Origin of the sequence: Streptomyces guryensis, assembly GCF_021261325.1 — a bacterium.
Classification (GTDB): domain Bacteria; phylum Actinomycetota; class Actinomycetes; order Streptomycetales; family Streptomycetaceae; genus Streptomyces; species Streptomyces guryensis.
In genome coordinates this window covers 124630-138757 of the sequence record NZ_JAJSBI010000018.1, presented here as the reverse complement: position 1 = coordinate 138757, position 14128 = coordinate 124630, and the positions used below count along the sequence as shown (strand labels likewise).

Here is a 14128-nt window from a genome sequence, read left to right as displayed (position 1 = left end):
TGCGGTTGTGCGGTGGCGCCGATCATTGGCCGAATCGCACCCGTACCCCGCGCGCACGCAGGAGCTCCAGTGACCGTTGGCCAGATAGCGTCCGAGCCGGCAGCGGCCCAGTCGGAGCGGCAGAAGCTGCGCAAGCATTTCGGCCGCTTCGACATTCTCTTCTTCCTTCTGTGCACCATCGTCGGCGTGGATACCATCGGCACGGTGGCCTCGAAGGGTGCCGAGGCGTTCACCTGGCTGATCGTGCTGGCTCTCGTGTTCTTCGTGCCCTCCGCGCTGCTGACCGCGGAACTCGGGGCCGCGTTCCCCGACGAGGGCGGTCCCTACATCTGGACCAGCCGGGCCTTCGGGCGCCTCGCGGGCGCCGTGAACAACTTCCTCTACTGGATCACCAACCCGGTGTGGCTGGGCGGCACGCTCTCCGTCTCCGCCGTCACGGCCTTCACCACCTTCTTCAACGACGGCAAGGACCTGAGCACCCCGGCCTTCTACGGCTTCACCCTCGTGTTCGTCTGGCTGGGTGTACTCGCCGCGATCCTCTCCTTCGACGTCGGCAAGTGGATTCCCACCCTCGGCGCCTGGAGCCGTTTCGTCCTCCTCGGCCTGTTCACCGTCACCGTCGTGATCTACGGGATCAAGCACGGCCTGCACGGCTTCGGGGCCGGCGACTTCTCGCCGACCTACGCGGGCTTCGTCGCTCTGGTGCCGGTCCTGATGTTCAACTACGTCGGCTTCGAACTGCCCAACACCGCCGGCGACGAGATGACCGACGCCCAGAAGGACGTGCCCTTCGCCATCTTCCGCAGCGCCGCCCTCTCCGTTGCGCTGTACGCACTGCCGATCCTCGGCATCCTGCTCGTCCTGCCGGTCAAGGCCGTCACCGGTCTCGGCGGGTTCCTCGACGCGATCCGGCAGGTCTTCACCGTCTACGGCGGCCACGTCGCCTCCGACGGCACGGCCACACTCAGCGGTGCCGGCAGTCTGCTCGGGGACCTCGCCGCGGTCATGTTCATCCTCACGGTGCTGTCCTCGGGCGTCACCTGGATCATGGGCTCCGACCGCGCCCTCGCCGTCTCGGGCTACGACGGTGCCGCGCCCCGCTTCCTCGGCGTCATCTCCAGCCGGTTCGGCACCCCGGTGCGGGTCAACATCCTCAGCGGCCTGGTCTCCACCGTCGTCCTGGTGCTGGCCCACGAACTGACCCACGGCAGCGCGGCCAAGCTCTTCGGCGCGGTCCTCGGCCTCGCCGTCTCCACGACCCTCGTCAGCTACCTGGGCATCTTCCCGGCGCTCGCGGTACTGCGCCGCAAGGCACCGGACGTCCCCCGCCCGTACAAGGCGCCCATCCCCCGCATCATCAGCGTCGTACTCACCGCCCTCATCCTGTTCGCCAGCGTGCAGCTGGTCGCCCCCGGCCTCGGCGACCACTGGTTCGGATCCGCGTACGCGCCGGACGGCTGGAGCCACGACGAGCGCTGGAAGTACCTGCTGACGGAGGCAGTACCGCTCGCCGGCTTCATGCTCCTGGGCGTGCTGTTCTGGGCGCTGGGCAAGCCGACCCGCGCGACACTCGCCACCAGGAAATGACCTGATCCGCTCCCCCGCGAGCAGCACGGCACACCACCGCGACAGGCCCAACTTGCCTAGGATGACGGAGAGTTGATCATCCAAGTCGCGTGCGAGGTGGTTGTACCCATGCCCCACACACCGTCACGGCGTGCCCTGCTGCGCGGACTCACGGCCTCCGGTGCGGCGGTGGTCGGCTTCGACCCCGCCGCCCGGAGCTGGGCCGTGGACGGCTCCGGCTCCGGAGGGGGCCTGGCGGGAATCCCCGCGCTCGACGGCGCGCTCGCCATCGACGAGGCCTCACTCGACGCCGCCTCCGACGACTACGGCCACATCGTGCGCCGCCGTCCCGTCGCCGTCCTGCGCCCCGGCTCGGTCCGTGACGTCGTCGCCATGGTCCGCTTCTGCAACACGCACCGCCTGCCCCTCGCACCGCGCGGCCAGGGACATGCCACCAACGGTCAGGCGCAGGTCCGCGGCGGCCTGGTCATCGAGACCGCCACCCTCGCGGACATCGGCCCCCTCAGCCCGGACGGCGCGACGGTCACCGTCGGCGCGGGCGCCAGATGGAGCGAGGTGACCAAGGCCACGATCGCCCACGGCCTCACCCCGCCGGTCTTCACCGACTACCTCGAACTCTCCGTCGGCGGCACCCTGTCCGTGGGCGGTCTGGGCGGCCAGACCCACCGGCACGGCGCCCAGGTCGACAACGTCACCGCCCTCCAAGTCGTCACCGGGGCAGGCGAGTTGGTGCACTGCTCCCCCACCCGGCACCCCGACCTCTTCCACGCCGTCCTGGCCGGTCTCGGCCAGTGCGCGGTCATCGTCGCCGCCACCCTGCGCCTGCTGCCGGCGCCTGAGACCGTACGGCACTACCTGCTGCCCTACGACGACCTGCAGACCTTCCTCGACGACCAGCGCACCCTGGTCCGGGAGGGCCGTTTCGACTACGTCGAGGGCCAGGTCTCGGCGGACGCCCATGGAGCCTTCAGCGTCCACACCCTGGAGGCCGTGGCCTACGGCCCGCCCGTCGGCCCCGCACCGGACGACACGGTCCTGCTGCGCGGACTGCGCCACAACCCGTCCGGCGTCGAGCGGGCCGACCTCCGCTACTACGACTTCCTCGACCGGATCGCCCCCGCGGTCGAAGCCCTGAAGAAGGCCGGCCTCTGGTCGTACGCCCACCCCTGGCTCAACCTCCTGCTCCCCGGCCGGTCCGCGGCCGCCCTCACCGGCGACGTACTGGACACTCTCACCACGACCGACCTGGGCCCCGGCGTCGTCCTCGTGTACCCTCTCCTGCGCGAGCGCCTCACCACGCCCCTCCTGCGCACCCCCGACGGCCCCGTCCCGTACCTCTTCGCCGTCCTGCGCGCCACCCCGCCGGACGACACCGCCACCGTCGACCGCCTCCTCGCCGCCAACCGCCGGGCCTACGAGGCCACCGCGGCGGCCGGCGGCACGCAGTACCCGGTCGGCAGCATCCCCTTCACCCGCGCGGACTGGCGCGCCCACTTCGGCCCGGCCTGGCCCCTGTTCGAGTCGGCGAAGCGCAGGTACGACCCGTGCGGGATCCTGGCGCCTGGTCAGGGCGTCTTCTGACACCGCACGGGGAGCAGGATGACCGCATGCTCGTGGTGATCGGAGGCCTGCCCCTCACCGGAAAGACCACCCCTGCGCCCGGCTCCTGGCCCAGGAGGCCGGGCGGTGCATGTACGGGTGGGCACCATCGAACAGGCACTGGTCCGCTCCGGGCCGGCGCGGCCTCCCGTGGGGCCGGCGGGTTACGTCGTCGGGTGCGCGCCGGCCGAGGAACATCCGCGGCAGGGCCTGGCCGTGATCGCGGAGTCGGTGAATCCGCCGGCGGTCACATGGGACGCCTTGCGGGACGCTGCGGTGCGGGCGGGTGTCCCCTGGGCCGAGGTGGAGGTGATCTGCTCGGATCCCGCGGAGCACCGGCGGTGCGTGGCATCACGGTCGGTGGACATCCCCGATCTGCCGCTGCCGCTGCCGCTTCCGGGCTGGGCAGACGTCGCCGCCAGGGAGTACGAGTCGTGGAACCGCGAACGCATCGTCGTGGACACCGCGGGGGCAGACCCAGAGGAACCGCCGGCCGCCCTGCGGAGGGCCCTGGTGACCGACCGTCATGCGTAGCTAGGCGGTTTCGCCGGTTCTCGTAGACTTGTGGTGTGGCATTCATGAGCACCCCGCACTGCTGCTTCCTGTGATCGGAAGGCGCTGAGGGCGATGCCGGACGGCATCGCCCTCCTTGGTGTGCCGACCGCGCGAACCACGTTCCCGGCGCTGTCCGTTCCTCATTGAGGCAGTGCCGTTCTGAGCGCGCGTGCAGGCACGGTTCCTTCCCTCACCCCTTGCCAGGAGTGCCTCGTGCCCGTGTCGCTTCCCCCTGCCCTCGAACTCTCCCTCGACCTGCTGCGCTGCCCCGCCTGCCGCACACGCCGCCTGCATCCCGACCGCGGCGCACTGCGCTGCCCGGTGGGCCACACCTTTGACATCGCCCGCCACGGCTACGCCGGCCTGCTGACGGGCACCCGCGCCACCAGCGGCGACGACGCGGCCATGGTCCGGGCCCGGGACCGATTCCTGTCCACCGGCACCTACGCACCCATCCGCGAAGCCGGGGCCAACCTGGCGGCCGACGCCGTGCCCGAGCAGGCCACGGTGGTGGACGTCGGGTGCGGCACGGGCTACTACCTGGCCGGCGTACTCGACGAGTTGCCCGGCGCCCGTGGCCTCGGACTGGACACGTCGGTGCGCGCGCTGCGCTCCGCAGCCCGAGCCCACGAACGAGCCGCCGCGGCGGCCTGGGACGTCTTCCGGCCCTTCCCGCTGGCCGACCGGGCGGCCGATGTCGTGCTGGACGTGTTCGCCCCGCGCAACCCGGCCGAGTTCCACCGCGTGCTGCGTCCTGCCGGCCGGCTGATCGTGATCCGTCCCACCGGGCGCCACCTGGCCGAGCTGCGCGGCCGGTTGCCCGCGATGGTCACGATCGACCCGGCCAAGGAACAGCGCCTGCACCAGGCACTGGACCCCTTCTTCAAGGCGACCGTCACCGAACGGGTGGAGTACCCCGCACCCCTGGCCAGGCCGGATGCCCTGGACCTGGTGGCGATGACACCGAGCGCACGGCACGTGAGGCGGGCAGACCTCGGCCATGACGGCTCCCTGCCCGATCAGGTCACCGTCTCCGTGCTGGCCACCGCCTACCGGCCCCGGTGAGCACGAGCGGGCGCATGGGCCTGCTGACCTACGTACGGTCGGCAGGCCTGGCGCCGGGGGCGGTGCGTCGGGTCACTGCTGCCGGATGCGCCGGGCGACCTCGCTGTTCTCGGTCTCCCACCATGGGCGTACGAGGTCGGGCGACTCGGGCTGCCCCTGCGGGGGCGCGGCCGGGATCAGTTCCGTTGCCAGCCTGCGGTCCAGCGCGGCGGTCGTCGCGCGTTCGGTGCGGGCCCACTGGGCCAGGATGGCAAGCAGGAAGGGCAGTGCCACCAGCTCGGCGATGCCGACCATCGCGCCGCCGCCGACCTGCTGGTCGTGGTGCACGTCCGGCGACCAGGGCGGGGCATGGTGCAGATACCAGGCACCGGCGATCAGCGTGCCGTGGGTCATGACCACGATGCCGGGGACGGCGTCGACGATGCCGTCGAGGAACACCAGCGCCGCCCGCACGGGATGGGTGCACCAGGCGGGCAGCGCCTCCTCGCGGGTGAGCACCGGCACCACGAACAGGCAACCGGCGAGCAGCAGGTGCAGATACATCAGCTGGTGCAGCCAGCCGTCGCGCAGGGCCGTCTCGAAGTACGGCGTGAAGTACACGGTCAGTTCGGTCGCCAGCACCAGGGCCGTGCTGACCAGCGGGAAGGTGAGCACGCGCACCAGACGTCCGGTCATCGCCCGTTGGACGCGCCCGGCGGCACCCTCGGGCAGGGCGCGGACGGCCAGTCGCAGCGGGTCGCCCAGCGCAAGGCCGAGCGGAGCGACCAGGTCGAGCAGGATGTTCTGCACCGCGGCCGGCCAGAACAGCACGCGGTCGTAGACGGCGAGGGCCGACATGGTCGCCACGACGAGGGTGCCGAGGCCGAGCACCACGAAGGCGGCGATGCGGGACACGGGCCAGCGTTCGCCCCGGCGCCGCAGTCGTCGTACGCCCCAGCCGTAGAGGGCACCCAGCAGCAGGACGAGCAGCAGCGCGGGCACGTCCGGTTGCCATGAGGACAGCAGCCGTCCCACGGTGAGTTCCGGCGGACTGGCCATCGCGCGCTCCCTCCACGGCATGTCGGGCCACCCGACCGGACCCGGCCAGGCACTTTACGCCGCCCGCCACCGGGCGGACCGCGCCGGGTCCGGCGTTCGCCGCCCGTCATACCGAGCTCATATCGAACCCTTACCGAGACCTCCAGGCCGTTCGTTTTCGGCCAGGAGCAGCCAGAGGTCGGCTACGCTGGCCGCCGACCTCAGGGGGAGACATGTTCATGACGCGTCGGTTGCCGGCTGCCGCGGTGGCGACCGTCCTCATGGCCGGGCTCGGTGCATGCGGTGGCGCAGGGACCGAGGCCGCCGGGCACGGGAGCGTCGTCAAGGAGACCCGGGCGAGCGCGGAGCGCGTCTCCGGGCTCCGGGACACCCTCCGTCACCTCCCCCGGAAGACGGTCACCGGCACCCGGGCACACCTGGTCACCAAGTGCACGTCCACCACCAGGCAGGTCAGGCACACGACGCGCCCGGGCACCGGCACCCGGAAGACGACCCGTGTCTGGTACACCACCGAGCACCACCAGAGCTGCCGGAAGGTCCGTCAGGGCACGGAGAGCTACCGGCGGGTCGTCCGCCCGGAACGGTGGTGCGTGAGCCTGGACGACGTGACCGGCGGCAAGTCTCGCGACGACGTCTGGTACCGGGTCACCCGCGAGACCTATCACCAGGTCCTGGCAGCGGACGCGCACGCGCGCGTGGCCTTCACCCCGACCGGCACGGGCTGCTGAGTCTCACCGCCGCCGCCACTCCTGCGCCGGCAGCTCGTACGACCTCACCCGGCCCGCCTGGTCGTGGGTGATCGTCGTGATGAGCAACTCATCGGCGCCGGTGGCCTGTTGGAGCCTTTCCAACGGGTCGGCCACCCGGGCCGGGGATCCGACGAACCGGGTGTCGAGGCGGTCCTGGACGAGGGCGCGGTCCTCGTCCAGGGGCGAGCGCGTGCGTCCTGCGGCGTCGGCAACTCGATCGCGCCCTCGGCCGTGCGGATGCTGCGCACCCGGGCCGTAACCGGTGGCGAGTTCGCGGGAGGTCTCGTCGTCTTCGGCGACAACGACGTCCACGGACACACTGACGTACGGCTTGTCGAGGGCGTCGGACGGCTGGAAGACGGAGCGGTAGCCGTCCACCGCCTCCGCGACGGTGGCCGGGCTGACGTGGTAGTCGGCAGCGAACCGCAGCCGGCGGGCGCCGGCGACCTCCGCGCTCTGGCCGCCGCTCCTGCCGGGGATCCACAGTTCGCCCTCGGCGCCCTCGCCCGGCACGGCATGCGTGCGCCTCGCCCCCTCCGGGGAGCGGTAGGTGCCGGCCAGCCGGGCGAGGGCGCCGTCGATCTGCTCGGCGTGGTCCTGCGATGCGGCGTCGGGGAGCAGGTCGGCCTGCGTCGCAGGGCGACGCCGGGTGAGCCCAGGAGGCGTTCGAAGGAGAAGCGGGGCGGGATGAGCAGGGCGTTCGGGGCGCGGCCGTCGACGACCGGGGTGGTCGTCGGCCCGGTCGCCCTCTCACCCGGCGGACCGCCGCCCGAGCGGCCGAGGCACAGGTCGAGGCGGCCGCCCGAGAGATGGTCGAGGGTGGCGTAGTCCTCGGCGCGGAACGGGTCCAGCAGGCTGAGGGTCGTCACGGCGGTGAACAGCCGGATGCGCCTGGTCAGCTCGGCGACATGGCTGAGCACCACCGGCGGCAAGGAGGAGACGAACGGCCGCTCGTGCCGCTCCCCCACGCCGAAGCCGTCGAAGCCCAGTTCCTCGGCGAGCAGGGTGATCGCGAGGAACCTCACGAGGCCGCCCGCTCGGCGGACGCCTCGTCCGGGTGGGCGAGGCCCAGGTGGTCGCGGAGGGTCGGACCCTCGTACTCGGTGCGGAACACGCCCCGTTCCTGGAGCAGTGGGACGACCTTGTCGGCGAAGACGTCGAGGCCGCTGGGGGTGATGTGCGGGACGAGGATGAAACCGTCGCTGGCGTCGGCCTGGACGTAGTCGTTGATGGTCTTGGCGACGGTGGCCGGGGAGCCGATGAAGTTCTGGCGGTTGCCGGTCTCGATGACGAGGTCGCGGATGGACCAGTGGTTGGCGGAAGCCAGCTCGCGCCACTCGCGGGCGGTGGCCAGCGGGTCGCGGTACATGCGCACCTGGGCGCGGCCCTTGGATATGTGGTTGTCGCTGACGTCCGGGTCGATGTCGGGCAGCGGGCCCTCCGGGTCGTAGGAGGACAGGTCCCGGTTCCAGACGAACTCCAGGTGCTTGATGGCGGTGGCCCCGCTGACCTGCTGGCGGCGCACCTCCTTGGCCAGCTCCTGCGCCTCCGCGTCGGTGTCGGCGAGGATGAAGCTCGCGGCGGGCAGGATCAGCAGCTGGTCCGACCGGCGGCCGTACGTGGCGAGGCGGTTCTTGACGTCCTTGTAGAAGGTCTGGCCGGCCTCCAGGGTGGCGTACCGGCTGAAGATCGCGTCGGCGGAGGAGGCGGCGAACTCGCGGCCCTCGTCGGAGTCGCCGGCCTGAAAGATGACCGGGCGGCCCTGAGGGGAGCGCGGCACGTTGAACTGGCCGTGGATGTCGAAGTGCCGGCCGGTGTGGACGAAGGAGCCGGCCCTCGCGTCCCGCAGGAAGGTCCCGGACGCCTGGTCCGCGATGATCTCGTCGCCGTGCCAGGAGTCGAAGAGCTCGTGGGCGGTGGCCAGGAACTCCTTGGCTCGGGAGTAGCGCTCGTCCTGCGGGAGGAAGCCGCCGCGGCGGAAGTTCTCGCCGGTGAAGGCGTCCCAGGAGGTGACGACGTTCCAGGCGGAGCGGCCGCCGGAGAGGTGGTCGAGGCTGGCGAACTGGCGGGCCACCTCGTAGGGCTCGTTGAAGGTGGAGTTGATGGTGCCGGTCAGGCCGAGGTGGTCGGTGACGGCGGCGAGCGCGGCGAGGATCGTGAAGGTGTCCGGGCGGCCGACGACGTCCAGGTCGTAGATTTCGCCGCCCTGTTCGCGGAGCCTGAGCCCCTCGGCGAGGAACAGGAAGTCGAACTTGGCGCGTTCGGCGGCCTGCGCGAAGTGGACGAAGGAGCTGAACTCGATGTGGCTGCCGGCCTTCGGGTCGCTCCACACCGTGGTGTTGTTGACGCCCGGGAAGTGCGCGGCCAGATGGATCTGCTTCTGCGGCTTGCTCATGTCGGTGCGGGTCCTTCCGGCTCAGGCGGTGGCGGCTGCGGCGTAGCGGTTCGCGGGGCGGGGCAGGCCCAGCAGGCCGCGCAGGGTGTCGGCCTCGTAGGCGGTGCGGAAGGCGTCGCGGCGCTGGAGTTCGGGGACCAGGCCCTGGGTGATGGCGGGGAGGTCGTGCCCGGTGACGGCGGGCCGCAGCCGGAATCCGGTCAGCCCTTCCGCCGCCAACTCCTGGAGCAGGTCCGCGAGTTGGGTGGGCGTACCGGCGAAGACCCGTGCGTCGCTCGTGTACGGCTCTGCGGCGAGGGCGTCGAGGCGTGCGCGCCGGTCTTCCGCGGCGGCCTGGGCGTCGTCGAGGAGGACAACCAAGTCACCGAAGACGTGCAGGAGTTCGCCCCCGCGCCCGGCGGCCTCCTGTTCGGCGCGGATCTCGGCGACGATCACGCGCGCCTGCTCGGCGTCGTGCGGGGTGACATAGCCGACGTCGGCCTGGCGGGCCACCAGGCGGTAGGGGACGGTCTGGTGGGCGAGGGCGGTGACGAGGGGCTGGCCCTGCGGCGGGCGCGGGGTGATGGACGGGCCCTTGACGCTGAAGTGCCTGCCCTCGAAGTCGATGTAGTGCAGCTTGTCGCGGTCGATGAAACGGCCGGTGGCGACGTCGCGGATCTCGGCGTCGTCCTCCCAGCTGTCCCAGAGGCGGCGCACGACCTCGACGTAGTCGGCGGCCTCGTCGAACAGGTCGGCGAGCCGTTCCTGTCCGGCCGGGCTCCGGAGTTCCTCCAGGTTGATCGGCGGGAAGGTACGGCGGCCGAAGTGGTCGGCCTCGTCCGGGCGGGCGGTGATCTGCACACGCAGTCCGGCCCGGCCCGTGCTGACGTAGTCGAGCGTGGCGATCGCCTTGGAGATGTGGAACGGCTCCGTGTGGGTGGCGATCACGGTCGGCACCAGGCCGATGTGCCGGGTGAGGGGCGCGATGCGGGAGGCGATCAGTACGGCGTCGAGACGGCCGCGGACCTCGTCGGTACGGCCGTCCAGCTCGCCGACGGTGGTCCCCCCGGTCGAGCGAAGTCGAGACTGGGGGAGCGAGGACTGCAGGCCGAGGCCGTCCTCGAAGGTGACGAAGTCGAGCAGTCCGCGCTCGGCCTCGGTGACCTGATCGGCCCAGTAACCGGCGGTGAACAGGTCCCGGGGGCGGGCGGATTGCTCGCGCCAGGAGGCGGGGTGCCAGCCGGTGCCGTCGAGCGCGACGGCAAGGTGCAGAGGGGAAGAGGGAGCTGAGGACACGAGGGTGCCTTCCTGGAGGTCCGTACGAGATCGCCGGCCCGGGCATCACGCACTCAGGGCTCGGCGGTGGGAAACGGGGTCAGGGGCGACAGAGAGCGCCGGCGACGCGCTGGAGGTCGATGTGCAGCCGGAGGTAGGGGGTACACACGTCCCTGCCTCCCGCCGTCGTAGCGCGTGCCTCGTCCCCGCTCACAACGCCCCCGCCACGGCATCTGTTCCTGGTGTGCGCACCTGGAGGACGGTGGTCCGGCGGCGCAGGGTGAAACCGATCGACTCGTACAGCCGGATCGCCCGCGCGTTGTTCGCGGCGGCGTGCAGGAACGGGGTCTCCCCGCGCTCCCTGATGCCCGCCGCGACGGCACGCACCAGCCGGGTCCCCAGGCCGCGGCCGCGGTGTTCCGGGGCGGTGCAGACGGCGCTGATCTCGGTCCAGCCGGGCAGGTGGAGCCGTTCGCCGGCCATGGCGATCAGGCGGCCGCGGTGCCGGATGCCGAGGTAGGTGCCGAGGTGGACGGTGCGGGGCAGGAAGGGTCCCGGTCGGGTGCGGGCGACGAGTTCAGGATCTCCGGTACGTCGTCGGAGCCCAGGCGTACGGCCTCCGGGGCGGGTTCGGCCCGCAGCCCGGTGTCGGTCAGCTGGACACCCTGGCCGCCGCCGACGACGTCCCACCCTTCCGGAACGCCGTCGACTCCCTTGATCCGGACGGTGGTTGCCGGGCCGAGCAGGGTGTGCAGGTCGTCCCAGGCGGCCGGGTCCGCCGGGTCGGCGAGCGCGGCGAACGCGTACACGTCCGCCGGATAGCGCGCCGCCCGGCCGACACGTTCGGCGAGTTCCGCGTGCGGGCCGTCCAGTGCCGCCCAGACGGGGTTGTCCAGCGGGCGGGTGCCGAGGGCTCCGCCACCGCGGACGTCGATCTGTTGGACCACGGTGGCGAAGTCCCTTTCGCTACGGGCCGGTGGTGGTCAGGAGTTGTCGAGCGGCAGGCCGGGCGGGTCGACCTCGGACTTGGCTACTGCCTCGTTGGAGAGGTTCCAGGCGGCCAGCCACTTGGCGTACTGGCCGTTCCTGATCAGGTGGTTGACGGCGTCGGCGACCGGCTTGGCCAGGCCGCTGTCCTTCTTGGCGGTGGCGGCGATGAGGCCCTGCAGCGAGGCGCCGGCGCCGGAGAAGGTGCCCGCGTTGCGCGTCGGGTCGGGCGTGTTGGCGGACTGGGTGATGTGGTAGGCGATGCCGGGGTTGGGGCCGAAGAAGCTGTCGATCTTGCCGCTGTTGAGGGCCAGGTAGGTGCCGTTGCGGTCCGGGTAGTACTTGACCGTGAGCTTCTTGCCCTCGCTCTCCAGCTTCTTCTTCCACTCCAGGAGGAGCTTCTCCTGGTTGGTGCCGGCGCCGACGGAGACGGTCTTGCCGGCGAGGTTCTCGTAGTCGCCGCCGAAGTTCCACTTGCTTGACTTGAGCACCTCGAAGCCGAGGTTGTCCTTGCGGTAGGAGGCGAACTCGTACTTCTTCTTGCGCTCCTCGGTGTCGGTGACGTTCGAGAAGGCCACGTTCACCTTGCCGCTGTCGATGCCGACGAAGAGGTTCTCCCAGGTGGAGTTCTTCAGCTCGGGCTTCAGACCGAGGACCGCGGCGACCAGGCGGCCGAAGTCGGGCTCGGCGCCGGTGAGGGTCTTCTGGTCGCTGCCGACGTAGGCCAGCGGCGCGAAACCGGCGGGCAGGGCGCCGATGCCGATCTCCAGCTTGCCGCTGCTCTTCACGGACTTGGGCAGTTCGGCGCTGATCGACTTCACCTCGGAGACCTTGAGGCTGGTCTGCTTGGCGGCTCCGTTGGAGAGCTGCCCGACGGTGACGGTCCCGTTGGCGGCGCCGGTCGTGGTGGCCGCGTCGCTGTTCCCACCGCAGGCGGCGAGCCCGGTGGCGAGGGTGGCGACCGCGGTGGCCGCGGTGATGCCGCGTATCAGGCTGCGTCGGGTGGAGTGGACAGACATGGCCGTTCCTTGTCGCTGAGAGAGAGTGGTGACGGGTGGGAAGCGGTGCGGTCAGAGGACCTTGCTGAGGAAATCCCGGGTCCGCTCGTGCCGGGGCCTGTCGAGAACCTCGGAGGGCGGGCCCTGTTCGACGATCCTTCCGCCGTCGATGAAGACGACCCGGTCGGCGATCTCGCGGGCGAAGCCGATCTCGTGGGTGACGATGACGAGAGTCGTGCCGCTGGTCGCCAGGTCCTTGATGACGGCGAGGACTTCGCCGACGAGTTCGGGGTCGAGGGCGGAGGTGGGCTCGTCGAAGAGGATGACGCCGGGGCGCAGGGCGAGGGCGCGGGCGATGGCCACACGCTGCTGCTGGCCGCCGGAGAGCTGCCTCGGGTAGGCGCCGGTCCTGTCGCCGAGACCGACCCGGCCGAGCAACTCGCGGGCGAGCTCCTGGGCTTCGGGCTTGCTGAGCCTGCCGGTGGCGACGGGGGCGGCCGCCACGTTGTCCAGGACCGTCAGGTGCGGGAACAGGTTGAAGTTCTGGAAGACGAAGCCGATCCGGCCGCGCTGCGTCAGGATGGCCCGCTCGCTCAGCTCCTTCAGCCGGTCGCCCTGCCGCTTCACGCCGATCAGTTCGCCGTTGATGCTGACGTGGCCGATCTCCGGCTTCTCCAGGTGGTTGACGACCCGCAGCAGGGTCGACTTGCCGGAGCCGGAGGGGCCGAGGATCACGGTCACCTCGCCCGGCCGCACGGTCAGGTCGATGCCGTTCAGCACGCGGTGGGCGCCGTACCACTTGTGTACGTCGTACACCTCGACGGTGGCGGCCTCGACGTCGGCCAGAGGTTCCAGAGTCCTCGCGCTCATACGGCGGCCTCCCTGCGGACACGGGCTCGCAGATCGGTGAGACCGGTGCGGAGCTTCTGCAACGGCGTCGGCGGCAGGGAGCGGGTGGCGCCCCGGGCGTAGTGCCGTTCGACGTAGAACTGGATGACGGAGACGACGCTGGTCAGGATCAGGTACCAGACCGTGGCGACCAGCAGCAGCGGCACGATGTCGCCGGGGTAGGTGGAACCCATGGACTGCGCGGTGCCGAACAGGTCGAGGAGGGAGACGTAGAAGACCAGCGAGGTGCTCTTGATCAGGCCGATGAGCTGGTTGACGTAGTTGGGGGTGATCGAGCGCAGCGCCTGCGGGAAGACGATCCTCGTGAACTGGTAGCTCTTCGGCAGGCCGAGGGCCGCCGCCGCCTCGTGCTGGCCCTGGTCGACGGAGAGGATGCCGCCACGGACCACCTCGGCCGCGTAGGCCGCCTCGTTGAGGCTGAGGCCGATCACGGCGACCACCATGTCGGTGGCGAGCTTCGACTCGTCGAAGGAGAGGAAGGCCGGCCCGAAGGGAACCCCGACGCTCAACGTCTTGTACAGGGCGCTGAAGTTGTAGAGGAAGAGCAGCACCACGATGAGCGGGATGGAGCGCAGCGCCCAGATGTAGGTCCAGCTGACGGCGCGCAGCACCGGGCTCTTCGAGAGCCGGGCCAGGGCGAGGACGATGCCGCCGATCAGGCCCAACACCGCGCTGTAGGCGGCCACTTCGAGGGTGATGAGCAGTCCGTCGAGGATGTTCGGCCGCAGGAACCAGTAGCCGAAGCGGTCCCACTGGTAGAACGGGTTGGTCGTCAGGCCGTGCAGGAACTGGGCCGCGAGGACCAGGACGACGGCGGTGGCGATCCAGCGTCCCGGCCTGCGCGGCGGCAGAACTCGCTGTGCGGCGAACTGCTTTGACGATGCGTCGGCGGTCGGCGCCTCGGCGAGGGCGACGGTGGCGCCAGGGGGTTCACTCATGGTGGCTCCGGCGGAGTCGGACGCCCCGGGCCGCGGCAGGCATGCGCTGGAGCA

The 14128-nt window shown here is 71.1% G+C and carries 13 protein-coding genes and 2 pseudogenes; 5 read left to right on the top strand and 10 right to left on the bottom strand.

Going from position 1 to position 14128, the window contains the following annotated elements:
* Positions 1 to 69: 69 nt before the first annotated feature.
* From LJ657_RS30850 to LJ657_RS30835, 4 genes are all read left to right on the top strand, one after another.
* On the top strand, positions 70 to 1587 hold the full coding sequence (locus LJ657_RS30850; protein WP_232652124.1) for an APC family permease: 1518 nt from the start codon (positions 70 to 72) through the stop codon (positions 1585 to 1587).
* A gap of 108 nt (positions 1588 to 1695) precedes the next feature.
* Positions 1696 to 3168, top strand: coding sequence for an FAD-binding protein (locus LJ657_RS30845; RefSeq protein WP_232652123.1), 1473 nt, complete (start codon positions 1696 to 1698; stop codon positions 3166 to 3168).
* A 105-nt stretch (positions 3169 to 3273) separates the two neighbouring features.
* Positions 3274 to 3720, top strand: a complete 447-nt coding sequence (locus LJ657_RS30840; RefSeq protein ID WP_232652122.1) for a P-loop nucleotide/nucleoside kinase family protein — start codon at positions 3274 to 3276, stop codon at positions 3718 to 3720.
* Between the two features lie 234 nt (positions 3721 to 3954).
* On the top strand, positions 3955 to 4806 hold the full coding sequence (locus LJ657_RS30835; protein ID WP_232652121.1) for a methyltransferase domain-containing protein: 852 nt from the start codon (positions 3955 to 3957) through the stop codon (positions 4804 to 4806).
* A gap of 72 nt (positions 4807 to 4878) precedes the next feature.
* On the opposite strand, the gene LJ657_RS30830 is transcribed toward LJ657_RS30835, so the two are convergent.
* A complete protein-coding gene (locus LJ657_RS30830) occupies positions 4879 to 5844 on the bottom strand; it encodes a cytochrome c oxidase assembly protein (RefSeq protein WP_232652120.1) in 966 nt (321 codons plus the stop codon).
* 218 nt (positions 5845 to 6062) lie between these two features.
* Here LJ657_RS30830 and LJ657_RS30825 point away from each other — a divergent pair, with 218 nt between their 5' ends.
* Positions 6063 to 6572: a hypothetical protein gene (locus LJ657_RS30825; RefSeq protein WP_232652119.1), complete on the top strand. Its 510-nt coding sequence runs from the start codon at positions 6063 to 6065 to the stop codon at positions 6570 to 6572.
* Between the two features lie 3 nt (positions 6573 to 6575).
* Here LJ657_RS30825 and LJ657_RS48725 read toward each other — a convergent pair whose 3' ends face one another.
* The 9 genes and pseudogenes from LJ657_RS48725 to LJ657_RS30785 form a co-directional block, all read right to left on the bottom strand.
* Positions 6576 to 7106, bottom strand: coding sequence for an LLM class oxidoreductase (locus LJ657_RS48725; RefSeq protein ID WP_232652185.1), 531 nt, complete (start codon positions 7104 to 7106; stop codon positions 6576 to 6578).
* Between the two features lie 251 nt (positions 7107 to 7357).
* Positions 7358 to 7597: pseudogene (locus LJ657_RS48720) on the bottom strand (LLM class flavin-dependent oxidoreductase); the annotation flags it as partial.
* 17 nt (positions 7598 to 7614) lie between these two features.
* A complete protein-coding gene (locus LJ657_RS30810; RefSeq protein ID WP_232652118.1) occupies positions 7615 to 8988 on the bottom strand; it encodes an NtaA/DmoA family FMN-dependent monooxygenase in 1374 nt (457 codons plus the stop codon).
* Positions 8989 to 9009: 21 nt separating this feature from the next.
* Positions 9010 to 10263: an LLM class flavin-dependent oxidoreductase gene (locus LJ657_RS30805; protein WP_232652117.1), complete on the bottom strand. Its 1254-nt coding sequence runs from the start codon at positions 10261 to 10263 to the stop codon at positions 9010 to 9012.
* A gap of 79 nt (positions 10264 to 10342) precedes the next feature.
* Positions 10343 to 10411 carry a putative leader peptide gene (locus LJ657_RS49110; RefSeq protein WP_363183319.1) on the bottom strand — a complete coding sequence of 23 codons (69 nt, stop codon included), beginning with the start codon at positions 10409 to 10411 and terminating at the stop codon, positions 10343 to 10345.
* 41 nt (positions 10412 to 10452) lie between these two features.
* Positions 10453 to 11189, bottom strand: a pseudogene (locus tag LJ657_RS30800) (GNAT family N-acetyltransferase).
* Positions 11190 to 11225: 36 nt separating this feature from the next.
* Positions 11226 to 12248, bottom strand: a complete 1023-nt coding sequence (locus tag LJ657_RS30795) for a transporter substrate-binding domain-containing protein (protein ID WP_232652116.1) — start codon at positions 12246 to 12248, stop codon at positions 11226 to 11228.
* 51 nt (positions 12249 to 12299) lie between these two features.
* Positions 12300 to 13097 (bottom strand): amino acid ABC transporter ATP-binding protein, encoded by a 798-nt coding sequence (locus tag LJ657_RS30790; protein WP_232652115.1) that lies wholly within the window; start codon positions 13095 to 13097, stop codon positions 12300 to 12302.
* Positions 13094 to 14074, bottom strand: a complete 981-nt coding sequence (locus LJ657_RS30785) for an amino acid ABC transporter permease (RefSeq protein WP_232652114.1) — start codon at positions 14072 to 14074, stop codon at positions 13094 to 13096. The genes LJ657_RS30790 and LJ657_RS30785 overlap by 4 nt, the downstream gene beginning before the upstream one ends.
* Between the last annotated feature and the right edge of the window lie 54 nt (positions 14075 to 14128).